The following is a 25260-nucleotide window of genomic DNA, read 5'->3' on the forward strand; positions in this document are numbered from 1 at the left end:
GAGATCGTTCATGGCCTTGTCTCACTCTTAAATAGAACTGATGTTTGATCAAATGCAAATTTTGGAGGAAAGTATGAACAGACAATATGAGCAAGTCAGGGAGTTTCACAAGGCGTTTAGTCAGGAAATGCCGAATAAGCCAACAACGCTTGACCAAGGGCCACTAATGACAAATAACTGGTTAATTAGTCCGTTACATGATCTGACAATGGGAATAAAGGCTATTTCATCCACAAAGTATGACGAAAAAGATATAGGTGGAATGGTTGCAGAGCGTGTTTCCTGAATGTTGGAGGAGCTAACAGAGTTCGCGGCAGCAGATTCCTTGGTAGAGCAGACAGATGCTTTGATCGACTTGATTTACTTCGAAATTGTTACCTTTACACTCTTGGGCGTAAAACCTGAACCATTCTTTGATATCGTACACGCTGCCAACATGGGCAAACTGCACAAGGATGGAAAGCCAAGATTTAACGAGCAGGGCAAGATTGTAAAGCTGGAGGGATGGGCGCAAAATTACGCCCAGAGCCCAGAATTGTTGAGGAACTAAAAAACCTCATCAATATTTCCTTCTTCATCTAACAGGAATTCAATAGCAGTAGCAAAAGCATAAGAAGTTCCATCGGCAACACCTGGACGGAAAACTAATCCAATTACTGCATCTGCTCCGAGGGCAGCTGCTTGTTCTTCTAAATCTTCTATCATGTCGTAAATATTTAGCTTAGTAGAGACGATTGTTTGAAGAGCTGCAAATTTAATATGAGGATCAATAGCGGTATATAAAGGGGCTCTTGAGCGATTTTCCTCTTTCTTCTTTCTAAAAAACATAGTTCATTCCTCCTAAAATAATATGACAAAAGTATATATGAGATCACCAGAGTTTTGTTCCAAATGTTGGGATAAGCCTTATGCAAACCCTATAGGCTACCGCGAAGCCAAAAAAAATGCTTAGCGGCATTGGCTAAGCTTGAAGGAACTAAATCATATTAAAATGCTTAAAGGTTTCTATAAAGTCTTTCTGTTTGCTAGTTGGACATGGTTTAACTCTTGAAGGCTTTTTAGGAATTAGTTCGCAAATTTCTTTCTTATGAGCAATCCAACAAGTTTGAGCTGTATAGCCATATTCCTTTTTAATGTATTCAGTAATTTGTTTATAAGTAACCAAAAACCCACCTCCAATATTAAACAGAATACATGAAAGATAAGAAGAGGTAAATCACAATTCGGGGAGCCCTTTTTGATTTTTTGTCATACACTTGCCACCTATATATAGGGGTAAAACCCTACTAAAAAAGATAGCGTGCCTTCAAACGTGTTATCTGTACAAAAAGCGCTCACTTGGTTGTGGGCGAGTCCATATCGGTATCATAACCATTAACATATTAACTCCATTCTTGCCGGTGCCTTCGGGTGCCGGTATTTAGGTTGCAGGAAATATCTCCCTCTTGTCGAAGTTTGTTATAACAAGGTCGGAGGAGAGGGTTGTATGAAGGATACAAAAGAGTGGACAGAAGATGAAATATTAAAATTAGTTAAGAATAGAGTTAAAGAAAGCATTCATCTCGATTATAAGGCTTGTGCCTCATTAGATTTAAAGGATAAAACTAAAAATGAATTATCTAAAGATGTTTCAGCTTTTGCTAATTCGGACGGGGGTCTGTTAATTTACGGTATTGTAGAACAAGGAAATGAGCCTGAAAGAATTGACGAAGGTTATGACCCGAATGTTATAACTCGTGAATGGGTTGAGCAAGTCATCAATAGTCGTATACAAAGGCGTATAGACGGCATTAGAATATATCAAGTGGATTTGCATAAAACTAATCCGGGAAAGGTCATCTATGTGATCAGTATTCCTCAAAGCATTGACGCGCCTCATATGGCATTTGACAAAAGGTATTATAAAAGGTTTAACTTTGAGTCAGTTCCTATGGAAGATTATGAAGTTCGAGATGTGAGAAGACGGATGGAAGTTTCGAACTTGAGAGTAAAGTTATCGCTATTGAAAAATGCTGATGAAGGGATTTCCAGGGTAAGATTAAATATAGCTGTTTTTAATACATCTTCAATCCCAGCGGAGTACTATGCAGTACGGATTTTACTTGATAAAAGAATCAATATATATAATGAAAATGGCTTTGTAAAAGATGCTAATGATGACTTTTTTTATACAGGCGATGAACCGAGTATCCCTGCAATATCCCTAACAAGAGTTTGTTCAGTTCCTCATCAGGTCCCTATTTGGGAAGATCAAACCTTCTTTTTAGATGACTTGGAGCTTGATACTCCTAAGGACGTGGGGGACACATACTATGTTGCCTGGAAAGTTACAGGCCCCGGCTTTAATAACTTTGAGGTACTAACACTAAATTTTAAAGATAATAGACTTGAGTTAGTTGAGGCGCCCTAACCGGTGCTTTTTTTATTTCCTTGAAAGTAAGCGGTTAAAGAGTTAATCATAGGCGCAGCCGGCTGCGCAAGTAAATGCCGGGGATTTGGGAAACCTTTTAAAAGTGTGCTATTTTTAGTGATATGCTATTTACAGATCATGTTAATGGAGGTTTGAGACCCATGGAGATTTACAAGGATAAATTTAATCGGATGAGAGACGGCAGGAAAAGAAGTATAATTTTAACCCATTGTGGTGATTCGGAAAGAGGTATATATACAAACCGTAGAATATACAAAGACCACGAGTTGTTTAAAGTGTTCGAAGATTTGAAGGATGCTATTACTGGAGGAATAGAACAGACAAGATATGATTGTGCAGAATTTTTAACCAGCAAAGGATACCCTGGTGCTTATGAAATACTCCATTACTGTAAAAAGGAAGGTAGAACTGAACCGGAAAATAGTATGGAGATTTGGACGATAGAACAACTTTACAAGAATAGTCGCCAATAGGTGGCTTTTTAAGTTTGTATACATAAAGACAAGTCACCTAGAATTTTTGAACCTATAAAAGAAAGGTGTGAAATGATGCTTTCGCATAGCAAAACCAAGTAGTTAAGCACTGTGACTGCAGTAGAGTAGGATAGCCGCTGCAAATAGGATTTAAAAAGATGTTGAGGATCGAGGCGTGGAGTGCAGGTTCTTTTACCATACAGATTGAAGCAGCGGGCGAAAGCGGCACATATAGGCCTCTGCAAATGTGGAATATTGCAGCCAATGGATTTGTTGCGAACAGCACAATAACGGCAAATGGATTTTACGAAATTGATGTTCAAGGTTCCAGCGCTAGTATGGTGTGATGAGCAAGGCAGAGATAAAGCCGCTATTATCGCTCACTACAAGGCAAATGACTCAAGTCGGATAGATCACCGTCATTTTTCCATCGAAACAGCAATGAGCCCGACCGCTGTCAATCCTGATGAACTGTTCAGACGGTTTGAGCTTCCTTTTGATGCAAACATTTGTGAGATACAAACACATAATAGTAACTTCACTGTGGTGGAAGGTAAAACGAGAATCATGGGTGGAGCTGCCTCAAACAGAGGGCTCACCTTTGGACAAGCCAACTCAAAAGAGATACCAGCGAATGCGTACGGATCGCCTGACTACAATATGATATTCCAGGGACGCTTTGAGATTCGGGTAGATAACACCGCTGAGTCTGGTGGTAATGCTGGATCTGACTTGGGGATTGTACGGTTTTCTGATGCAGGTGTGGCACAAGATGCGTCATTCCTTATCAAGCGTTCTAATACGTACATTGGCTTAGGTACAACAGCGCCTACGGCTTCACTAAATGTGAATGGTTATACAATTAGACTAAGAACTAAGAAGACACCAGCAAGCGAAACAGCCGCCGGTAACGAAGGGGATATCTGTTGGGATACAGATTACCTGTATGTATGTGTTGCACCTAACAGTTGGAAGCGGATGGCTTTGGCTGCTTGGAAACAGTAATGCAGGGCCGTCTTAAGGGTGGCTCTCTTTTTATAGAAGGGGTAAGAGATATAACGCAACCATTCTACAAATCCTGTAAGTGGAAGAACAAGAGAGCGAGGGTATTGAGGAGAGACGACCTTTGCCAAGAGTGCAAGAGATACGGCAACAGCAACAGCAACCGTACACCACTGTAACCCAGTAGAAAACTATCCAGAGCTTGCCTTAGTGAGTTGGAATCTGGTAAGCCTCTGTAATCCTTGTCACGACTCGATGCATGAAAGAGTTTCACACGAGCTAACTGAGGCAGGGAACAGGTGGAAAGAGCGGGTCCCCCCCTCCCATGGGAAATGAATTTCGGGGCCTGGGGGACCTATTCTCCTAATCATATACAGATAACTAGGGAAGAAATAGTTTGAGAGTTCTTGACTGCTGGTAAAGTAAATGTTACTCGCCGATAGTCAAGTTTGAATTTGTCGAGGTTAGCTGGAAGGAGTGGGCTGCAATGATTTGATCTGAAACCTCAGACTTTGGTTTGACCTCAATAACTGTTACATATTGGCCAGGAACAGCTAGAATCGTTGAACTGGTTGTCAAAGCATTAGCGTGAGCCCATAGTTCGTCCAATTCTTTGTAAGGAAATAGTATTGTAATTGGAGTGTCTGACACCCGGTAATAGTAAGAATGTCCGGTGTCAAGGGAATTGAAGCTTGCTGTCCAAGTACCGAGTAACCCTTCATGGAAAGTAATTTGCTGAGACAGTGTACCCGAATTAGTTGGTGGTCGCAGCACCTGGTCTTCAGAAATTGCAAAGCTCTTATAGCCATAGACAACACCAGTTGCTTGGTTATAGTCTATGACCGTAATGGTTGGATTGCTGCCATCAATAGGGATAAGGGATCCAGGTGAAAGAAGCTCCGCACCTTCCCAGAAGTCCCCATTGATCCCCGTGCCGAATGGAAGTCCAATCACGACAGGTACACTTTCTTCAGATAATACATATCTGTATTTATGGTTTTCGGTTGCCGCAAAGTTAGCTTTTGTCTTGTTGTAATTATCATTAATGTTATCGGGTTTGAAGAAGTCTACAGTACTGCTCAGACCCGGATTCACGGCTTCAACGAGCTTGTTGATTGGCGAGATTTCATTCCCGGCCAAGTCTTTGAGCCCGGATACCTGGATGCCTACATTTCCTGTAAAGTAGCTCAGTACGGAATACTCTACATCGTTGTAAGCAAAGATCTCAGGGAATGTAATCGTGACTTGTTTCTTATCATCAGACAATTGAACGGCTGTGCCTTCCGGCAGATCCAGGAATGAGACTACATCAGATTCGTCCTTCGCTTGCAGCTTATAGTTCGCCTTCTGGACAGCGAGAGTTCCATTCAGTGCTTCCGAAAAACTTAGCACAACCTTATTCTCACTTCCTTGGCGCTTGGCGCTCAGCAGCTGAGGAGCAGTCGTGTCAGCTGGCGGGGTATAGCCGCCATTGCTTGGTGGGTTGTAGCTGGTTGGTGGAGTTACTGGTGCTGCGGGCAGCAGATTTGCTTTCTCAATAGGAACAGGATTATCGGTTTTTAGCTGATTCCCTGTGATGGATTGAATTCCGCTAATCGAAATCGCAGGCTGGTTCAACAATTCAGCGCTGAGTGGTTCGTCGAAAACAATGGTTAATATTTTACCGTCCGATGAGAGCTTGAAATGTGCCTTTGAGCTGTCCAGCGGTTTACCGCCAATCAGAATTTTGGACAAATCGACCTGGGATTCCTTTAGGGAAGCACTGAACGACAGGACGAGCTCATGCTGATCCGTAACTGCGGCAGCCACCAGCTTGAGCGGATCAAATTGCGTCTTTGTCTCGTAGCTGCTTAATACTAGATTGGACCGGTTTGCACTGGCCTGCCAATCGGAATTCTGTTGTGGTGGCAAGATTTTATATTCAAGTGCTTTGGCAACATATTCGGATGCCCAATCACTGACTTTGCCAACATCACTGTGGTTATTATCAGGCTTGATCGTAAGACCCAGGGATCGTACCAGAAAAGCTGCCAATTCTTCTTTGCTTACCTTGCCGCTTGGATTATAGGTGTTGGGGGAATCGTAACCCTGAGTAATACCGCTCTTCTTAAGGGCTTCAATATAAGGAAGGGCATACCCATTTGCCGGGTCATTGGCTTTTACATCTGTGAAGGTAGAAGACTTGAGATCTGTGTTGACATCCAACTTCAGAATAAGGGCCAGTACTTTTGCGAATTGGGCCCGGTTCATCGCATCATTGAGGCCAAACTTAGTTTCTCCCACCCCGCTAAATACGCCTGCATTGATCATGGCATCAAATTTGGCCTTGGTTGCCGCATCCAGATCCTTAAGATCGGTGAAGTCCGCCGAAGTCTTCGCTGCTGCCTGGGTAAGGGGGACGGATAACGTAAGTAAGAGGGCGGCGGCTGCTGAGTACACAATTTTCTTCATTTAATCAACCCTTCTGTGATTTAATTAATTGATTTCCAATAATTATAGAAGATAGCAGAAAAAATTGGTAGAAATTCTTATAGATGATCTATTCTTGTGTAATTTGCTATAATGCCTATTACGAGTAGCGACGATAGGAGGGATTTGCGATGAAAAAAATGCTGGTCGTCTACTTTCTTCTGATTGGGGCCTTCCTTGTCTATGTTTTTCAGTATTACGCCAAAGACCCGCAGGCGGGAATATGGAAGGAAGAAGGTCTCCACGGAGAGATCGGTGAGAATTATGTCATGGTTACCTTTCAATCTGGGTTGGAATATTGGAAGAGCTGCCTGAAAGGCTTCGAGGATGCGGGCGATGCGTTAAACGTGTCGGTAGAGTACAGGGGAGCAACTCAGTATGATGTGCGTGAGCAGATTACTGTGCTTGAACAAATTATAGCGAAGAAGCCGGCCGGTATCGCCGTATCATCGATAGATCCTTATGCTCTGACCCCGACTATCGACCGGGCTGCCGAGGCAGGGATTCCGGTTGTACTGTTCGACTCCGGAGCGCCGGGCAGCAAAGCTTATTCGCTTCTTGCCACGAACAATTACAATGCAGGAGCAGCTGCTGCTGAGAAGATGGCCCAGCTTGCCGGAAGGCAAGGGGAGGTCGCTGTGATCACACTTCCGGGTCAACAGAACCATCAAGATCGGGTTCGGGGGTTTAGAGAGACGATCAAGAACAACTATCCCGCTATGAAGGTGGTAGCTGTAGCTGATGGTAAAGGGGACTCGATGGCGTCCAAGAATGTGACGTTATCAATAATGAAAGCGCATCCGAAGCTGGCAGGTGTCTTCGTTACCGAAGCCACCGGGGGGATTGGGGTAGGCGAAGCGGCCAAATCCATAAAGCGTTCTGTACCTCTTCAGATCATTAGCTTTGATACGAATAAAGGGACCCTCGATATGATTAAGGAGGGGACTATCGCTGCCACTCTGGCCCAAGGTACATGGAATATGGGTTATTGGTCCCTGCAGTATCTGTTCCATCTTCATCATGGACTAACCATACCTGCTCCATCGAAGATCGGAGATGTATCGCCGCTGCCAGTACAGGTAGATACGGGTGTATCTGTCGTGACTAAGGACAACGTGGAGAACTACTATGCCAAATAACAGCATGATAGGGGTTGCAGCTTCATGAGCAGGCGGGACTTACGATTACCCAAGCTTAAGAATATGCCGCTTCGTTATCAGCTTAGTATCCTGTTTCTGCTGTTCAGTATCTTGCCATCGATAGGTCTTGGAACATTGGTAAATTGGACGGTGGACCGGATCATCGAGAGGCAGGTAGTGGGCAATACGCTGCAGCTGATCGGCAAAGTAAACCGGTCGCTTGATGGCACTGTTGAAAACTTACAAAACTTAACGTATTTAATCGATTTCAATCCACTGGTCAAATCCTTTCTTGCCAAGCAGCAGATGACAGATACCCGGACGTACGAGACCAAGCAATTTCTCCAGGGTTTTACGTCCTTGTATTCGGAAATTGCCGGGATTCTGGTGGTGAACAGCAAAGGTGAGTATATCAGTAATGAAATGTATGCTAGGAAGCCGATTAGTCTAACCGAGGAGACCTGGTACAAAGAATCGGTAAGAAATAAAGGGATCTTCACGATACTTGGTCACCCATCAGCTCGCAATGTCACGACTCATGTGAATTACCGGAATGATGAAGTGATCTCTGTAGTTCGTTCCTTTACAGACCCGGACACTCAGCAGGTTACCGGTGCTGTCCTAATTGATCTCAAGCTACGGGCGATCTCACAGGCAGCGAAGGACGTAACACTTGGAAAGACAGGTTACCTTATGGTCACCGATCCTAACGGCGAGAACATCTACGCTCCCGCCGACCCAATTATTGAGCGCATTCCGAGCACTTGGTTTGGCAAAGAGGCAGCCGGCAGCTTCAGCCGTGAGGTTCATGGAGAGAGACTTCAGTTCATCTATGGAACCTCATCCTATACGGGCTGGCGTACAGTAGGCGTCTTTCTAACCCGGGAATCAGCCCTGGAAGCCCGAGAGATTCGGTTTTATGTCATCTGTTTCCTCTTCCTGCTAGGCTTCTTTGGCCTGACGGCTTCCTACCTGCTGTCCCAATCGATCTCGCGTCCCATTCATCAGCTGATGTCGTTCATGCAAAAGGCCGAGTCCGGGGACATGGCTCAGCGTTATTGGGGGGACCGGAGTGACGAAGTCGGCATGCTGGGACGCAGCTTTAACCGAATGCTGAACCAGATACGCAAGCTGATCACCTTGAATGAACTTAAGGAGCGGCAAAAGCGCGAGGCTGAGCTGCGCAGCTTGCAAGCTCACATTAAGCCGCATTTTCTGTATAATACCCTCGACACCATTCATTGGATGGCTAAGAAAAAGGGGGCTGATGAGGTCTCTGATCTGGTGGAGGCTTTGTCCAGACTATTTCGCATTGGTCTTAATAAAGGTGAAGATATTATCCGGTTGACTGAGGAACTGGAGCATATTTCAAGCTATTTGCAGATCCAGCATACCCGGTACCGGGACCGATTGAATTACAGTATTGAGCTTGACCCGGCTGCAGAGCAGCTATTCGTGCAAAAGCTCCTGCTTCAGCCTATCGTAGAGAATGCTATTTATCATGGAATCAAAGCGAGACGTGGACCAGGTAAGATAGAGATCCGTGCACGCATTGAAGAGGAGCAGCTCTGTCTGACCGTATCTGATGATGGGGCAGGGATGTCACCGGAACGTCTTCAGGAGCTTCGCCGGAAGCTGGAGGATCCCCTAAATTCAATAGAAGGGCAGAACCAAGAGGGCGGACGCAGTTACGGCATGCTCAATGTTCAGGCCAGGATTCACTTGGCTTTCGGTAGGGAATTCGGAATCAGGATGGAAAGCGAAGTGGATCAAGGTACCCTAGTTACAATTACGCAGCCTTTGATGCGCGAGTATCCAAGGAATCAGTCACATGAGGAGGATCATTCCTAATGAAACCATTGTACCGGGTGTTGATAGCTGATGATGAGCCGATCATTAGGGAAGGAATTCGAGATTCAGTAGAGTGGGAGAAGCTGGGTATGGAGGTGGTCGGTGAGGCAGAGGACGGAGAAGAAGCACTGGAGCTTGCTGAGAAATACGGCATTGATATTCTGCTGGTCGATATGAACATGCCCTTTATGGATGGAATCACGTTGATGAAACGTCTGCGCGTAATTCTGCCGGAATGCCGGTACGTCATTATTACGGGACATGATGAGTTCAGCTACGCTCAGGAAGGTATTAGACTTGGTGTAGAAGATTATATTCTTAAACCGGTGAATACGGATCATCTGCAGCGGGTGCTTGAGCATTTGGCCAATGAGCTTGATAGTGTTCACCAACAAAACCGGTATCTCAAGGCCGCATCCGACCAGATTGAGAAGAATATTCCACTGCTTCGGGAAAGGTTCTGCCTCGAGTGGATCGAAGGGCAGCTAACAGAGGAGGAAATCTACGAGCAGCTTCAGTTCCTGCAGCTTCCGGGTGACATCCCACGGCAGCTCGGCATCGTAAGATGGCCGGAAATGTCAGCGAGCCAGCCGCTCACCAAAGAAAGTGACCGACAACTGTTCTTGTTTGCACTGGAGAATATCGTCTCCGAACTGCTTCAGCACTATGAGAGAGTCATGTTCCGAGATACCGGAAGTAATATCTCAATATGTCTATGGGAGATCATATCGGAAGAAAAGATTGCCGAGATTGAACGAGCCGCACAGCAGTACCTGAAGATTGCTGTAAATGTGCATTTTGAAGAAATTCATGAAGAGATTGGTGCCATTGGTCTTGTCTATAAGACTTGTCTTGATAAGGTATATAAGGAATCTCAGCTCTCGCCGCTAGTCAGGCGGGCAAGGCAGTATATTCATGATTATTATCATGATCCCGATCTTACCCTTGAGGTATTTGCAAGAACGCTTCAAGTCTCTCCGGTCTATCTCAGTCGGATGCTGAAGAAAGAACTTGGCACTTCCTTCGTAGGTTTCATCATGCATCTGCGCATTCGCAGGGCGATTCAGCTCTTGAATTCTACGGAGCTGACCATTCTTGAGATTGCCGAGCAAGTCGGCTACGAAAGTCAGCATTATTTCAGCACGGCCTTCAAAAAGGTGATGGGCGTCTCCCCCAATCAATACCGCAAGGGAGCTGCTTTTAGCGAAGTGCCGGATAGCAGGTAATCATTCAGCTTCTTACATAAGCAGTCATGAACGAAGGAATTCGTTATGGCTGCTTTTTTTGCTGCTCAGAAATACGAAGTCTGATTTTTATAAAAAAGGTTGCTTGTGTGCAAAGACCCGCCCACAGACCGGGTGTTACCATAATTCTTGCAAAGAGAAATTCCGATGGAGCAGCAGGGCGTGTTGTAAGCGCTATCCTGCGACGTGTACAGCGAAAGGGGAAGATCTTTATGAAGAAAGGGTTAACCCTGCTCCTTGTGCTTGCCATGTTCGTGGCACTCACGGCATGCAATTATGCAGAGAGCAAAGGGAGCGGCGATAAGGGTTATGTCGGCATTGCCATGCCAACGAAATCGTCAGAACGCTGGGTTGCTGACGGACAGAATATGGTCAGACTTTTTCAGGAGAGAGGCTATAAGACCGATTTGCAGTATGCGGAGGACGTTATTGAGAACCAGATTTCACAGATTGAGAACATGATCACTAAAGGAGTCAAAGTTATTGTAATCGCCCCGGTGGACGGAAATACGCTTACGGATGTAATTAGCAAGGCGCATGCCCAGGGGATTCAGGTGATTTCTTATGACCGGCTGATCAAGAACACGGACTACCTGAGTTATTATGCGACCTTTGATAATTTCAAGGTAGGGGTGCTGCAAGCGTCTTATATCGAGAAGGCACTTGGGCTGAAGGAAGGGAAAGGACCGTTCAATATTGAGCTCTTCGGGGGTTCTCCGGATGATAATAACGCGTACTTCTTCTTCGACGGAGCGATGTCCGTCCTGAAGCCTTATATCGACTCGGGCAAGCTTGTTGTACGAAGCAAGCAGACAACTATGGCTCAGATTGCAACCCTGCGCTGGGATGGCGCATTGGCCCAGTCACGTATGGATAATTTGCTTAGCGCCTATTATTCAAGTGAGAATCTGGATGCGGTCTTGTCACCCTATGATGGGATCAGTATAGGGGCGATTTCTTCTATGAAAGGTGTTGGCTATGGAACGAAGAGCAAGCCTTTGCCGGTAGTGACAGGTCAGGATGCGGAGCTCGCTTCAATTAAATCCATCGTGGCTGGAGAACAGACACAGACCGTCTTCAAGGATACGAGGAAGCTCGCTGAGAAGACAGTGGATATGGCAGAGAGTATCCTCAAAGGCGAACAGGCTGAGGTCAACGATACGAAATCCTATAACAATGGCGTCAAGGTCGTTCCGGCCTACCTGCTGGACCCGGTTTCTGTAGACGCTTCCAACGTGCAGAAAGAAATCGTGGACGCAGGCTATTACACCAAGGAAGAGATTGGACTTAAGTAAGTGGAGGAGGGTATTACATGTCGGAAGTTATTCTGGAAATGAGAAATATAACCAAGACTTTTCCAGGCGTAAAGGCACTGCAAAATGTGAATATTCAAGTCCGAGCTGGCGAAATTCATGCCCTATGCGGTGAGAATGGCGCCGGCAAATCGACACTCATGAAGGTGCTTAGCGGCGTGTATCCTTATGGAACCTATGAAGGGGAGATTCGTTTCGAGGGAAATGTGTGCCAGTTCAAGGATATCAAGATGAGTGAAGAGCTTGGCATCGTGATCATCCATCAGGAACTGGCCTTGATTCCCTATCTTTCGATAGCGGAGAACATCTTCTTAGGCAATGAGCGTGCAAGCGGCGGAATAATGAACTGGAAAGAGACGATCCTTCAGACTCGGGAGCAGCTTAAGAAGGTTGGACTTAAGGAGTCTCCAACCACGCTGGCGGGCAGCATCGGCGTCGGCAAGCAGCAGCTTGTTGAAATCGCGAAGGCGTTGTCCAAGAAGGTGAAGCTGTTAATTCTGGATGAGCCAACTGCTGCCCTGAATGAGGATGACAGCGAGAATCTGCTGCAGCTTATGCTGGAATTCAAGAGACAGGGCATTGCTTCGATTCTGATCTCGCACAAGCTGAATGAGATTTCCAAGGTTGCGGATTCAGTGACCATTCTCCGGGACGGGCAGACCATTGAGACGCTGGATATGCACAAGGATGAGGTAACTGAAGATCGCATCATCAGCGGAATGGTGGGCCGCGACCTGACGAACCGATATCCGGCTCATCAATCCAAGATTGGTGATGTCATTCTGGAAGTGAAGGACTGGACGGTCTACCACGAGCAGCAGACCGGTCGTAAAGTTCTGGATGGGATTCATATGAACATCCGCAAGGGAGAAATTGTGGGTATAGCCGGACTTATGGGCTCCGGACGTACGGAGCTTGCTATGAGCATCTTCGGCAAGGCCTACGGCAAGAACATTACCGGCCAGCTGTTCAAGGATGGCAGACCTATACAGAACAATACTGTGAATCAAGCTATAGAGAATGGATTCGCCTATGTCACGGAAGACCGCAAGAATTACGGGCTTATTCTGATGGATGATATCAAGCGAAACATCTCACTTACCGGTCTTGGCAAGCTGTCATCCAATATGGTGGTCGATGACAAGAAGGAGATTCTGGTTGCCGAAGAGATGAGGAAGAAGCTCAAGATTAAGACGCCGAATATTTTACAAAAGACTGGGAATTTGAGCGGCGGGAATCAGCAGAAGGTCGTGCTTAGCAAGTGGATTTTTGCCGAACCCGACATCTTAATTCTGGATGAACCGACCCGTGGAATTGATGTGGGGGCCAAATATGAAATTTACTCCATCATTAACCAGCTGGCTGATGAAGGCAAGGGCGTGCTTGTGATCTCTTCGGAGCTGCCGGAGATTCTGGGAATCTGTGACCGCATTTATGTCATGAGCGCCGGACGGATTACCGGAGAAGTGAAGCGGGAGGATGCAACCCAGGAGACTTTAATGAAGTATATGACCAGAACGGGAGGGGCACAACATGGAAACACTAACCAAACTGTTTAAAAATAATATCCGGCAGTACGGGATGATCATTGCTCTAATCTTCATCATGGTGCTGTTCCAGGTGTTAACCGGCGGCTTGCTGCTGAAGCCGATCAATATCACGAATCTGATTCTTCAGAACAGTTATATTCTTGTCCTGGCTATAGGTATGGTTCTTGTTATTATTACCGGTCATATCGATCTGTCTGTCGGTTCCATTGCTGCCTTTGTTGGAGCGATATCGGCTCTATTAATGGTGAATATGCACCTTTCACCCGTACTCGCAGTGATTGTATCTCTGTTAGTCGGCGCATTGGTAGGTGCTTGGCAGGGATTCTGGGTGGCTTATGTGCGGATACCTGCTTTTATCGTAACGCTGGCCGGGATGCTGCTGTTCCGGGGTCTGACCATGATCGTTCTGGAAGGACAGTCGATTTCTCCATTCCCGAACGGCTTTCAGAAGATCAGTTCCGGCTTCATTCCAGATCTGGGCAGTGGAGGTCTGAATCTGGTTGCTCTACTCGCAGGCATTGTGTTGTCCGTGATCTTTGTTATTAATGAAGTACGCGACCGGGCACAGCACCGGAAGTATAATTTCGATGTGATCCCACAGGGACTATTCATTGCCAAACTGGTCGTGTTGCTTGTGGTCATTAATCTGTTCACTTATATGCTTGCCACCTATTCAGGAATACCGAACATTCTTGTTCTTATGTTCCTCCTCATTGTGATCTATTCCTTTGTCATGAATAAGACGGTAATGGGCCGTCATGTCTACGCACTTGGTGGCAACGAGAAGGCAGCTGGCTTATCCGGGGTCAAGACGAAGAAAGTCACGTTCTGGGTCTTCGTCAATATGGGGGTGCTAGCCGCCATTTCCGGTCTAATCTTCGCAGCTCGTCTGAATGCAGCTACACCAAAAGCAGGTACGAACTTTGAGCTTGACGCGATAGCGGCCTGCTTCATTGGCGGCGCATCCGCTTCAGGCGGGATCGGCACTGTTTTTGGAGCCATCATCGGAGGTCTGGTCATGGGCGTGCTGAATAACGGGATGTCCCTGGTCGGACTCGGGATTGACTGGCAGCAGGGGATTAAAGGCCTTGTACTTCTGCTCGCGGTAGCGTTCGATATCTACAACAAGAACAAGAGAGCTGTATAAACTATCAAAAACAGCAAGGATGAGCACGGGTGGTGCTGACCTTGCTGTTTTTTTTGTGGTGTGTGGCCCTTTGAACTGTAGGCGAAAGAAGTGGCGGAATACCATTTTAACTGTCCGCTAACAAATAAAACCATCTTATTTTGGACATAATCTATTTAAAGATTTGCATAATAATAAGTTCGTACAGCCATTAATTCGGGTAAGTAATAGTGGTGAAAAATATGCCCTTACAAGAGGTGAGTCCATGGAAACTGTAAATGTGAAAATTCGCATGAATGGTAAAGAGGTGGAATGTGAAGCTGGACAAACGCTTCTTCAAGCCGCGTCACTGAGTGATGTGTATGTGCCCAGTATATGCTACAATCCTCAGTTAGGGCCGATCCAGACCTGTGATACATGTCTGGTTGAAGTGAACGGTGAACTAGTCAGGGCTTGCAATACGGTTGTTCAGGGAGGTATGGACGTATCCACCGAATCCGCTTTGGTGAAAGAGGCGCAGATGGAGTCCATGTCCAGAATTCTGAAGAATCACGAGCTCTATTGTACAGTATGCGACAATAATAACGGGAACTGCATTGTACATAACACGACGGAGAAGCTGGAGATGGACCATCAGAAATACGTGTTTGAGAAGAAGCCGTATGAAGTGGATATGTCTCACCCGATGTATCGGTACGATCCGAACCAGTGTATTTTGTGCGGTCGGTGTGTTGAAGCATGTCAGGATCTGCAGGTGAATGAGACGCTCTCCATAGACTGGACAAGAGAGAGACCTAGAGTGATCTGGGATCAGGATGTTCCGATTGATCAATCTTCCTGTGTCTCCTGCGGCCACTGTGTCAACGTGTGCCCATGTAATGCGCTCATGGAGAAATCGATGCTGGGTGAAGCCGGTTATTTGACCGGAATTGGATCGGACGTTCTGGAGCCGATGATTGACCTAACCAAAGAAATTGAGCCGGGTTACCGTGAAATCTTCATGATCTCCGAGATGGAATCCGCTATGCGCAAATCGAGAATAAAAAGAACCAAAACCGTGTGCACCTTCTGCGGTGTTGGCTGCAGCTTTGAAGTATGGACGAAGGACAGACACATTCTGAAGATTGAGCCTACCGTAGATGCTCCTGTAAATGGGGTCTCCACCTGTGTTAAGGGCAAGTGGGGCTGGGATTTTGTGAACAGTCCGGAAAGACTGACAAAGCCGCTCATTCGTAGAGGAGACACCTTTGTGGAATCTTCCTGGGATGAAGCCCTGGATTTGATCGCGAGCAAGCTTGGTGAGGTCAAGAATACATACGGTCCTCACTCCATTGGATATATTGCCTCTTCCAAATGCAGTAATGAGGAGAACTATATTTTCCAGAAATTCGCCCGCTCCGTTATGCAGTCCAACAATGTAGATAACTGCTCCCGGTACTGTCAGTCTCCGGCGACCGCGGGTCTTCTGAGAACCGTAGGGCTTGGCGGGGATACCGGTACCATGCACGATATTGCGAGCAGTGAGCTGGTGATTATCGTCGGGGCGAATCCGGCTGAGTCGCATCCGGTACTGGCTACGCGAATCAAGCGGGCTCACAAGCTTCATGGCCAAAAGCTGGTTGTGGCGGATATCCGCAAGAATGAGATGGCGCAGCGTGCGGATCTTCATATTCACCCCAAACCGGGTACGGATCTCATCTGGCTGTCGGCGGTCACGAAGTATATTATTGATCAGGGCTGGCAGGCCGATGAATTCATTGCCCAGCGGGTAAATGGATACGCGGAATATGTAGCTTCTCTCAGCAAATTTACTATGGAATACGCATCTGAAATGACCGGGCTTTCGATGGAGGAGCTGATCGGACTAGCTACCCTCATTCATGAATCCGGCTCAACCTGTATTCTGTGGGCCATGGGTGTGACGCAGCATATGGGTGCTACGGATACAAGTACGGCCATCTGTAATCTTCTTCTGATAACAGGCAACTTCGGTCGTTCAGGAACAGGGGCTTATCCGCTGCGGGGACACAATAATGTGCAGGGAGCATGTGATTTCGGAACCATGCCGGCTTATTTCCCGGGGTACGAATTCGTGAAGGATGAAGCTGTACGTGCACGGTATGAGCAGGCATGGAATACCAAGCTGCCGGAGGAACCAGGATACGATAATCATCAGATGGTGGACGGAATCCAGAATGGAGATCTGAAGGGATTGTATCTGTTTGGGGAAGACATGGCGTTTGTTGACTCGAACTCGAACTTTGTGGAAGAGATGTTCGAGAAGCTCGAATTCTTCGTAGTGCAGGATGTCTTCTTGACCCGTACTGCTCAGTTCGCTGACGTCGTGCTGCCAGCTGCACCGAGTCTTGAGAAGGATGGAACCTTTACGAATACGGAGAAGCGCATTCAGCGATTCTACAAAGTGTTCGAGCCGATGGGACAATCCAAGCCGGATTGGATGATCATCCAGGAAGTGGCTAACCGTATGGGAGCGGGCTGGAATTATACGCATCCAAGCGAAATTATGGCTGAGGCAGCCAGACTTGCACCTATGTTTGCAGGAGTCAGCTATGAACGTCTCGAAGGATGGAATACCCAGGTCTGGCCGGTTCATCCAGATGGCCAAGGGACCCCAATTCTGTATGAAGACAAATTCGCATTCCCTGACGGCAAAGCCCGTCTTTATCCGGTAGATTGGACGCCTCCTTTCGTGGTGGACGACCCCTCATTTGATCTTCATCTGAACAATGGACGTATTCTTGAACACTTCCATGAGGGAAATCTGACTTATCGCTCAGAGGCGATCAAACATAAAGTTCCAGGCGCCTGGCTGGAGGTCTCCCCTGAGCTGGCCGCGGAAAGAGGCCTGGAAGATGGAACCAAAGTGCGCCTTACTTCGCCTTATGGTCAAGTAAAAGTCTCTGTTATCGTAACTGATCGGGTAAAGGGTAAGGAATTATACCTGCCGATGAACACCATGGATGAGAACGAAGCGGTTAACCGGCTGACGAGCAGCTATTACGATAAGCACACGCATACCCCGAACTATAAGGAAATGAATGTGAAAATGGAGGTTCTGGAGCCGAAGGGAGAAAGTCCACTGCCGAGAGTGAATCACCGCTTCGCCCAGCGTAATCCGCAAATCGGAGTCAAAGTAGTGGAGAAATGGAACCGTCCGGATTTCGAGCCCGTAGAGGAGACTATTCGTAAAGAGAGGGAAGAACATGGCCAAACCCATTCGAACCATTGAGCGAATTGTTCCTACCAAGGAGGAAGCCCAAGCAGATGCAGTACAGCAAATCCTTGATGCTCTAAGCGCGAACAGAGACACTATTGTCTCATTCCTTGGAATACTGGGTGAGCTTGACCAAGCCGGGGTGCTTGATATTGGTCATGGCGTCCTCCAGAACCGCAAAAGCCTTGAGAAAATCGGACTTGAATTCATCAATGTGGCCAACATCCCGGGCATGCTGAAGAATGTGATTCTCGTAAGCCAGTTCCTGGGCAAGCTCGATCCCAAGAGAACCGAGAAGCTTATGGCAGGCCTTGGGAAAGGTCTCGACCAGGCGATGCAGGAGCAGGAGAAGCCTGCGAGTATGTGGGGGCTTGTCGGCCAGTTTCGTGACCCGGACGTGCTTGCATCGATCTCGACCGCGCTTCATTTCCTCAGAGGAATGGGCGAGGAACTGCGAACCCGAGAGGAAAGATCAACTTAACTTGAGCTAAATATGAATAAAGCAAATTCACCCAGCCTCCAAAGTGCAGTAACTGCATTTTGGAGGCTATTTGTGCTGATCCTGCTCATTTGGCGGTCTCAACTTCGAAGAAGGTTGGATTAACTGCAGGAATGTTTGTTTTGTATCCTGTAAGTCTCGTTTAGGTAACGCTTACAATTATAGTGGAATCACTTATTCATCTAGTAAAGGAGGAGATATCAGCGATGAAGAGAGGTAAATCATGGGTAAGCAGGCTCATTGTAATCACATTACTACTGCCTTACTTTGGAATCTCAGCATCCTCAGCTGAGGCTGCGGCAGTAAATTTGGCGCTGAACACAACGGTCACCACCAGCAGTGAATATACGGAGTGGGGCAGTGCCAAGGAACATATAGTAGACGGGGATACAGGGACACACTGGAATGCTTCCAACGCAGACCCGGGTAACTGGGTAGTGCTTGACCTGGGCGGTACATATTCATTGTCTGGAGCGGATGTCTTATGGAAAGACGAAACTTTGGTCCAGTTCAAAATTGAAGCATCTGCCGATAATCAGAATTGGAGTATGGTTGCTGATCAGACCGGGAATGCGAGTACGCAGCAGCTCGCGGCACTTAAGTTCGATACCCCTAACGTCAGGTATGTTCGACTTACGATTAACAAGTATGGGGATACAGGGGCGTGGCCGGGAATTAAGGAGCTGCGAATTTGGCAGAAGCAAGAGGTCAAGGATCCGGCTGCAATCACTGGGTATGACACAGTGACCACCAGCACAAGTACGGGCGCAGCACCCTCACTGCCGAATGAGATTTTGGCTTATTACCAGGATGGTTCCTCCGGGAAGGTGAACGTAGTCTGGGAAGCAGTACCCCCTAGTTCCTATTCGGTGACTGGAACTTTCACAATTAAAGGAGCCGTGGAGGGCTCCACGGTTCAACCTGAAGCATCCATCACGGTAAGCGGATATCGGGAAGATTTCATCCGGGGAGTAGATATCTCCACCCTAACCGCAATTGAAGATCATGGAGGACGATATTTTGACAGTAATGGGGTCCAGAGAGATCTGCTTGATATTCTTAAGGATCGCGGCGTTAACTATGTAAGACTTCGTCTGTGGAATGACCCCAAGAAATCGGGCGGTTATAATAATGAGTCTGATGTGATCAGGCTGGCTAAGAGAGTGAAATCGAAGGGGTTGAAGCTCTTGGTCGATTTTCACTATTCTGACGAGTGGGCCCACCCGGGACAGCAGATTCCACCTTCCGCATGGAAGGACCTGTCTCAAAGTGACCTCGAAAAGGCAGTTCATGATTATACTCAGCAGGTCGTACAAGATCTGAAGCAGGTGAACGCGATGCCGGACATGGTTCAGATCGGGAACGAGATTAACAGCGGTGTCCTGAATGGATTAAATTCCACACCGGATTTCGACAAGAATGCTGCGCTTCTGAGTAGCGGAGTTCAAGGTGTGCGTGATGTTGCCGGTGGAGATCAGGTGAAGATCATGATTCATCTGGCTGAAGGCGGGAAGTATGACACGTTCAAATGGTATTTCGGTGAGCTGAACAAAAGAAATGTGCCTTACGATATTATCGGTCTGTCTTACTATCCATTCTGGCATGGTACCTTTGCCGATGTGCAGAAGACGATGAATGGAATGGCAGAAGAGTTCGGCAAGGAGGTAGTCATTGCTGAAACCTCTTATCCTTTCACCTTCAAAGAAGGGGATGCACATGAGAATGTCATCAATTCTCCTTCCAAGCTGATCGGGGGTGCGACTTTCCCGGCTACGGTACAGGGACAGTATGACGCAATGAAAGCCGTAATGGAGGCATTGGTTCATGTTCCGGATCAGAAAGGAGCCGGATTCTTCTACTGGGAGCCGGCATGGATTACAGCTAATGTAGGATGGATTGATTCTGAAGGAGATGCCTGGGAGAATCAGGCTATGTTCGATTACAAGGAATTCCCGGCTAATGGCGGCCAGTCCTATGCAGGATATGCCCTGAACTCACTAGATGTGTACAAGATTGGGCTTCCTGTTATGCCTACGAATCGCGCTGAGTTAGCTGCGGCTATAGCTAAAGCCTCATCACTCGTTCAAGCTGACTTTGCTGATGGAAGCTGGGAGATATTGCAGCCGGCTCTAGCGAATGCTTCAAGCAAGTATAATCAGCTCGGATTAACTCAGGCTGATGCGGACTCAGCGGCAGAGTCGCTGTCTGCCGTCATGAGCAGTCTTCAGATTAATACGCCTGACAAGTCGATCCTGAAGACGGTTATTGACGAAGCTAAAGCATTGAAACAGGCCGATTGGAGCGCAGTTACCTGGGCGGATTTACAGACGGCATTATCCAAGGCGGAAAATGTATATGTGAACAACAAGGTAACACAGACGGAAGTTAATACTGCGGCAGCCAGTCTTCGGACAGCCATCGACGGTCTGTCGAATGTCGACAAGACCACACTTGTTGCCCGTATTGCCGAAGCGAAGACCTTGGATGCAACGAGCTATTCCAAGTCAAGCTGGAACAAGCTGCTGACCGCAATCTCTGCAGCTGAGGCGGTAAATACAAAGGCGAATGCGGTTCAAACTGAGGTTGAAGCTGCACTCACAGCTCTTCAAAGCGCAGTCAACAGTCTGGTTCCTCTTCAGTCGCTGACTGCCGGTGCAGCGGTTACTTCTTCGAGTAACGCAGGCTCTGGAGGCGGGAAAGCCAACTCACCTGAAGGAGCTATTGACGACAACACCACAACCTCCTGGGGTACCAATCAAGGTGGCCCGAGCTGGTGGAAGATTGATTTCGGTGAATCCAAGCTGCTCAGCAAAGTAGAAATGCTGCTCTGGAGCGGTGGATTGAAGTACACCATAGAGATATCCGATGATGATGACAACTACACCAAAGTTATCGATACAACAAGCGATGTCATTACCACGACAACTCCGAAGCATGTGCTGCCGGATAACACCAAAGCCAGATATGTGAAAGTGACTATTGTTAGTGGGCCGGCTTGGGTGGGCATCAGTGAGTTTAAAGCCTATGGTCTGGCGATCGCTGACAAATCTCAGCTCCTGGAGCTTATTGAAAAGGCAAACGGATTCACTTCTACGAAATATACATCAGCAAGCTGGAATCTTCTTCAGCAAGCTTTATTGCCGGCCAAAGAGACTGCCGCCGATCCGCAGGCTCAGCAGAGCGAAGTGGACCACGCAGTCACTAGTCTAAATGAAGCGGTTAATGGTCTTGTCCTAGCTAGCACAGTTTCACCGGGTACACCATCCGGAGATTCGTCTGGAGTGCCGGTTTCAACTTCTTCGCAGTCTGAATCCTCGGCGAACCAGCCGATAATCTCGGTTATTGGATCCGATATCAAGATTCAGCCGGGGAATACAACGGGAGATATCCATGTAAGTATGGAGCAGCTCCGTGAAGCTGCGGCCCATCAACCGGATGGACAGGTCTCCATCATCGTGCAGTCAGCTCAAGCAGGGAAGTTACAAACGGTTCATGTACCTGCAAAATGGCTTTCAGAACAGACGAACACGCAGAAGGAGTCTCTGCTTGTTAACATAAGTGGTGCTGCGGTATCGCTTAATGGAGATATTCTCAGCGGTCTTAAGCTGGACGATAACAGCTTGCTTGAAATCTCCATTGCAAAGGTAAGCTCGTCCTCACTTCCACTACAGTCAGCATCCTCCATCGGCAATCAATCTGTATATGACTTCAACTTGATGCTTAATGGACGAAAGCTGACTTGGAACAATAGGAATGTGCAGGTCTCTCTACCCTACACACTGGGTTCTGGAGAGACGCCGGAGCAGGTCGTAGTCTATCATGTGAATGAGACAGGAGTTCTTGAACCTGTTAAGGCAGCGCATTATGACAAGGAAAGTGGCCGGGTGATCTTCCGCCCCGAGCATTTCAGCATGTATACGGCAATCCGTGCCCCTAAGCAATTCTCGGATCTGGCTGTGCTGCCTTGGGCACAGGGTTCAGTCGAATCGATGGCAGCCAAAGGGATTCTGATGGGGAATGGACATGGACAATTTGAGCCAGGTAAGGCAGTGACCAGAGCTGAATTCTTACAAATGTTGATGAAGGCCATGGACCTGAAAGCCGAGGGGAAGGCAGGCGGCTTCACGGATGTGAAGGCAAGTGCATGGTACTACCAGGTTGTTAGCGAGGCTCAGCTGCTTGGGATCGTTAAGGGGAAAAAAGATGGCAGCTTCGGTGCCAACGAGGCAATCACAAGACAGGATATGGCAGTCTTACTGGTTCAGGCTCTTCAGCTAACGAAGGATAAGCTTGTTAGCCATCCCGTAACCGGGACATTTAAAGATGTGGCGCTCATTTCGGATTATGCGACTGAGGCAGTGACATACGGACAGCGGACTCAGATTATCAAAGGCATGGGTAATGGAACCTTTGAACCCCATGGGACCGCAACCCGTGCAGAAGCTGCGGTGCTCTTGAACCGAGTAATGGAAGAAATGAGCAAATAACATTTCATGAATACCAAACAAGAAGAAACCATTCTGACTGGTTAGAATGGTTTCTTTTTGCCTTCTTTCGATACGTACATATTTCGGTCTGCCAGGCGAAGCAGTTCATGGAGTTCTTCACTATGATCAGGGTAAAGGGAATAACCAAGAGAGATCGTTGCAGGGAATCCGAGGTCAGAGGACATCGTTCGAAATTGCTCATCCAGACGCTGCATGAAATTTCCCATGGCTTCCTTGTCATCGTACTGTCCAATAATGACAAATTCATCTCCACCCCATCTCGCTACAATGTCCTGCTTGCGGGTGGATGCTCGAAGGATGGTTCCAGCTTTCTGCAGAACCAGATCTCCCATATGATGTCCGTGGGAATCATTGATCGTCTTAAAGTTATCACAGTCAATGATCAGGACGAAATACTTGGTATGCCCCGAAGGCGATAGCCTGCTGAAGAAATTACTCAAGAAACGCCGATTGTACAGAGTGGTAAGTTCATCCCTTTGGGAATAGAAGACGGCTTGGTCATATTTGCGTCCTATTAAATATCCGGCTGTGAGAGTAAGTGCATAGGAGAGAACGTCCACGTAATTGAACCCCAGATGATTATAAGAGCGATTCAAAAAGTCAACGAGTTGAAATCCTATTACAATTAGCACGGTATAGATTCTGCCATAATATTTCATGCTGATATAACTCCCTTGATGGATGTAGAATCTCGTAGCTGCTATCTAAAAGTTATTGTACTGTATTCTGCGGATCAGATAAATAAATAAAACTAAGAAAGACGATAAATGACTATTATAAGTAAATATTGTGTATTATATATTGATTTTAACTTATATATGACGTATTATATCCACAGGAAACAATCTCTAACGGAAGGAGGAACTGAGAATTCGCTTCGGCCTCAGATTGGTTCCAGAGGAATGTTATACTAGAAGCGAATATATCCGGAAGCGGAGGGATCTATTATCGAACTGACATCCCGTCAATTGGAGATCATTAATATTGTCAAAAAGCATGCCCCGATTACCGGGGAGCAAATAGCTGAAATGCTAAATTTAACTCGTCCTACCATCAGATCGGATCTATCGATCCTCGTAATGCTTGATCACATTGATGCGAAGCCGAAGGTAGGCTACTTTCTCGGGAAGAGAGGGACAGCCGAGAGCGGGAATAAGGTCCGGCTGTTGGAGATGAAGGTGGGGGATCTGCATGGTGTGCCGGTTGTTGTCCGCGAGACCACAACGATTCATGATGCGGTCGTCTCCCTATTTCTTGAAAATGTGGGGAATCTGATCGTTACCGATGAAGAGGGAAGATTGGCCGGAATTGTCTCCCGTAAAGATCTGCTGAAGGTTACAATCGGCAATGCGACAGCCTCTTCTATGCCGGTAAGCCTGATTATGACCCGCCGTGCAAATGTCGTTACAATTTCACCTGAGGATTCGGTTCTCGAAGCAGCGCGCAAAATTATTACACATCAGATCGATAGTCTTCCTGTGGTCGTTCCAGCAGCCTCCGGTAAGCCGGATGAATGGAATGTGGTTGGGCGCATAACCAAAACAAATATCATTAAAATGCTGCTGGATACAGTAGCAGAGGAATAATGGGAGGAATGGGATGAATCAGGCTCCAGCTCATTTCATAGCAATCTGTTCGGATTCCATAGGTGAGACAGCCGAAGCCGTCGTTCAGGCTGCCCTTCGGCAGTTCGAACTTCCGAGCACAGAAATCAAACGATTTATGAACGTTCGTCATGAAGACGAGCTCAGCCTGTTAATGGAAGAAGTCTCGCGCCGGGGTGGATTTGTTGTATACACCTTAGTGCAACCGGAGCTCAGGGAAGCGATTAAGGAAGAAGCGGTACGCCTCAATGTCCGTGCGGTGGACATTATGGGTCCCATGATGCAGGCATTTATCGATACCTTTAATGATTCACCCAAGCGGACTCCCGGTCTGCTGCACAGATTGGATGAAGATTACTTCCGGCGGGTAGAAGCGGTGGAGTTCGCCGTTAATAATGATGATGGCAAGGATGTTAGCGCCATTCTTAAGGCCGATGTGGTGCTGCTTGGAGTCTCGCGTATCTCCAAAACTCCGCTATCGATTTTTCTGGCCCATAAAGGCAAGAAGGTTGTGAATTATCCTGTAGTTCCGGAATTAATACCTCCGGTTCAGCTGCGAGAGATCAGCCCTGGCAAAATATTTGGCTTAACCATTGATCCGGAGCATCTGATGAAGATACGTACGGAAAGACTTAAGGCAATGGGGCTGCCGAACGGAGCCCAATATGCCACACTGGAGAGAATTGAGGAGGAACTCAAGTATGCGCAGTCCCTATTCAGTTCGCTGCAATGTCCGGTTATTGACGTAACTGACAAGGCGATCGAAGAGACGGCCGGATTGATTATGAAGTACTTATAAATCCTTTATGGAGCGGA

Annotated in this window: 21 protein-coding genes and 1 pseudogene; 18 read left to right on the forward strand and 4 right to left on the reverse strand. The window is 47.1% G+C overall.

Features of this window, described 5'->3' with window-relative positions:
* Nucleotides 1-73 precede the first annotated feature (73 nt).
* Nucleotides 74-286: a nucleoside triphosphate pyrophosphohydrolase family protein gene (locus EJP77_RS20805; RefSeq protein ID WP_246021587.1), complete on the forward strand. Its 213-nt coding sequence runs from the start codon at nucleotides 74-76 to the stop codon at nucleotides 284-286.
* Complete coding sequence (locus tag EJP77_RS00825; RefSeq protein WP_246021588.1) at nucleotides 287-550, forward strand: pyrophosphohydrolase domain-containing protein; 264 nt, start codon at nucleotides 287-289, stop codon at nucleotides 548-550.
* Here the strand turns inward: EJP77_RS00825 and EJP77_RS00830 are convergent.
* Both EJP77_RS00830 and EJP77_RS00835 read right to left on the reverse strand, forming a co-directional pair.
* The gene (locus EJP77_RS00830) at nucleotides 547-828 is read right to left on the reverse strand and encodes a YbjQ family protein (RefSeq protein ID WP_127197298.1); all 282 of its coding nucleotides are present in this window, start codon (nucleotides 826-828) and stop codon (nucleotides 547-549) included. The two genes, EJP77_RS00825 and EJP77_RS00830, sit on opposite strands and share 4 nt — an antisense overlap.
* Nucleotides 829-976: 148 nt before the next feature.
* Entirely contained in the window at nucleotides 977-1165 is a 189-nt protein-coding gene (locus EJP77_RS00835) for a hypothetical protein (protein ID WP_127197299.1), read from the reverse strand.
* A 321-nt stretch (nucleotides 1166-1486) separates the two neighbouring features.
* Between EJP77_RS00835 and EJP77_RS00840 the strand changes: the two genes are divergently transcribed.
* The 5 genes and pseudogenes from EJP77_RS00840 to EJP77_RS20810 form a co-directional block, all read left to right on the forward strand.
* Nucleotides 1487-2410: an AlbA family DNA-binding domain-containing protein gene (locus EJP77_RS00840; protein ID WP_127197300.1), complete on the forward strand. Its 924-nt coding sequence runs from the start codon at nucleotides 1487-1489 to the stop codon at nucleotides 2408-2410.
* Nucleotides 2411-2571: 161 nt separating this feature from the next.
* Nucleotides 2572-2904: a hypothetical protein gene (locus EJP77_RS00845; protein WP_127197301.1), complete on the forward strand. Its 333-nt coding sequence runs from the start codon at nucleotides 2572-2574 to the stop codon at nucleotides 2902-2904.
* 158 nt (nucleotides 2905-3062) lie between these two features.
* Complete coding sequence (locus EJP77_RS00850; protein WP_127197302.1) at nucleotides 3063-3251, forward strand: hypothetical protein; 189 nt, start codon at nucleotides 3063-3065, stop codon at nucleotides 3249-3251.
* Nucleotides 3202-3909 (forward strand): hypothetical protein, encoded by a 708-nt coding sequence (locus tag EJP77_RS00855; RefSeq protein ID WP_127197303.1) that lies wholly within the window; start codon nucleotides 3202-3204, stop codon nucleotides 3907-3909. The genes EJP77_RS00850 and EJP77_RS00855 overlap by 50 nt, the downstream gene beginning before the upstream one ends.
* 201 nt (nucleotides 3910-4110) lie before the next feature.
* Nucleotides 4111-4242 (forward strand): annotated as a pseudogene (locus EJP77_RS20810) (HNH endonuclease); the annotation flags it as partial.
* Nucleotides 4243-4335: 93 nt separating this feature from the next.
* Here EJP77_RS20810 and EJP77_RS00865 read toward each other — a convergent pair.
* Nucleotides 4336-6357, reverse strand: a complete 2022-nt coding sequence (locus EJP77_RS00865) for an S-layer homology domain-containing protein (RefSeq protein WP_127197304.1) — start codon at nucleotides 6355-6357, stop codon at nucleotides 4336-4338.
* Between the two features lie 149 nt (nucleotides 6358-6506).
* On the opposite strand from EJP77_RS00865, the gene EJP77_RS00870 reads away from it, so the two are divergent.
* The 9 genes from EJP77_RS00870 (at nucleotide 6507) to EJP77_RS00910 (ending at nucleotide 22819) form a co-directional block, all read left to right on the forward strand.
* Nucleotides 6507-7514 carry a substrate-binding domain-containing protein gene (locus EJP77_RS00870; protein WP_127197305.1) on the forward strand — a complete coding sequence of 336 codons (1008 nt, stop codon included), beginning with the start codon at nucleotides 6507-6509 and terminating at the stop codon, nucleotides 7512-7514.
* Nucleotides 7515-7538: 24 nt separating this feature from the next.
* Nucleotides 7539-9365 (forward strand): cache domain-containing sensor histidine kinase, encoded by a 1827-nt coding sequence (locus EJP77_RS00875; protein WP_127197306.1) that lies wholly within the window; start codon nucleotides 7539-7541, stop codon nucleotides 9363-9365.
* A complete protein-coding gene (locus tag EJP77_RS00880) occupies nucleotides 9365-10591 on the forward strand; it encodes a response regulator (protein WP_127197307.1) in 1227 nt (408 codons plus the stop codon). The genes EJP77_RS00875 and EJP77_RS00880 overlap by 1 nt, the downstream gene beginning before the upstream one ends.
* A 230-nt stretch (nucleotides 10592-10821) precedes the next feature.
* Nucleotides 10822-11904 (forward strand): multiple monosaccharide ABC transporter substrate-binding protein, encoded by a 1083-nt coding sequence (chvE, locus tag EJP77_RS00885; protein ID WP_127197308.1) that lies wholly within the window; start codon nucleotides 10822-10824, stop codon nucleotides 11902-11904.
* A gap of 17 nt (nucleotides 11905-11921) precedes the next feature.
* Nucleotides 11922-13481, forward strand: coding sequence for a multiple monosaccharide ABC transporter ATP-binding protein (gene mmsA / locus EJP77_RS00890; RefSeq protein WP_127197309.1), 1560 nt, complete (start codon nucleotides 11922-11924; stop codon nucleotides 13479-13481).
* Nucleotides 13456-14619 carry a multiple monosaccharide ABC transporter permease gene (gene mmsB, locus EJP77_RS00895; RefSeq protein WP_127197310.1) on the forward strand — a complete coding sequence of 388 codons (1164 nt, stop codon included), beginning with the start codon at nucleotides 13456-13458 and terminating at the stop codon, nucleotides 14617-14619. The genes mmsA and mmsB overlap by 26 nt, the downstream gene beginning before the upstream one ends.
* A gap of 244 nt (nucleotides 14620-14863) precedes the next feature.
* Nucleotides 14864-17848 carry a formate dehydrogenase subunit alpha gene (gene fdhF, locus EJP77_RS00900; RefSeq protein WP_127197311.1) on the forward strand — a complete coding sequence of 995 codons (2985 nt, stop codon included), beginning with the start codon at nucleotides 14864-14866 and terminating at the stop codon, nucleotides 17846-17848.
* Nucleotides 17823-18314, forward strand: a complete 492-nt coding sequence (locus EJP77_RS00905) for a helical membrane plugin domain-containing protein (protein ID WP_127197312.1) — start codon at nucleotides 17823-17825, stop codon at nucleotides 18312-18314. The genes fdhF and EJP77_RS00905 overlap by 26 nt, the downstream gene beginning before the upstream one ends.
* A 224-nt stretch (nucleotides 18315-18538) precedes the next feature.
* A complete protein-coding gene (locus EJP77_RS00910; protein ID WP_127197313.1) occupies nucleotides 18539-22819 on the forward strand; it encodes a glycosyl hydrolase 53 family protein in 4281 nt (1426 codons plus the stop codon).
* A 41-nt stretch (nucleotides 22820-22860) separates the two neighbouring features.
* Here EJP77_RS00910 and EJP77_RS00915 read toward each other — a convergent pair whose 3' ends face one another.
* Nucleotides 22861-23499 (reverse strand): GGDEF domain-containing protein, encoded by a 639-nt coding sequence (locus tag EJP77_RS00915; protein ID WP_127197314.1) that lies wholly within the window; start codon nucleotides 23497-23499, stop codon nucleotides 22861-22863.
* Nucleotides 23500-23808: 309 nt separating this feature from the next.
* Between EJP77_RS00915 and EJP77_RS00920 the strand changes: the two genes are divergently transcribed.
* Both EJP77_RS00920 and EJP77_RS00925 read left to right on the forward strand, forming a co-directional pair.
* Nucleotides 23809-24426 (forward strand): helix-turn-helix transcriptional regulator, encoded by a 618-nt coding sequence (locus tag EJP77_RS00920; RefSeq protein WP_127197315.1) that lies wholly within the window; start codon nucleotides 23809-23811, stop codon nucleotides 24424-24426.
* 13 nt (nucleotides 24427-24439) lie between these two features.
* The gene (locus EJP77_RS00925; protein WP_127197316.1) at nucleotides 24440-25243 is read left to right on the forward strand and encodes a pyruvate, water dikinase regulatory protein; all 804 of its coding nucleotides are present in this window, start codon (nucleotides 24440-24442) and stop codon (nucleotides 25241-25243) included.
* Nucleotides 25244-25260: the final 17 nt, after the last annotated feature.

The organism is Paenibacillus zeisoli (genome assembly GCF_003994465.1).
Lineage (GTDB): Bacteria > Bacillota > Bacilli > Paenibacillales > Paenibacillaceae > Fontibacillus > Fontibacillus zeisoli.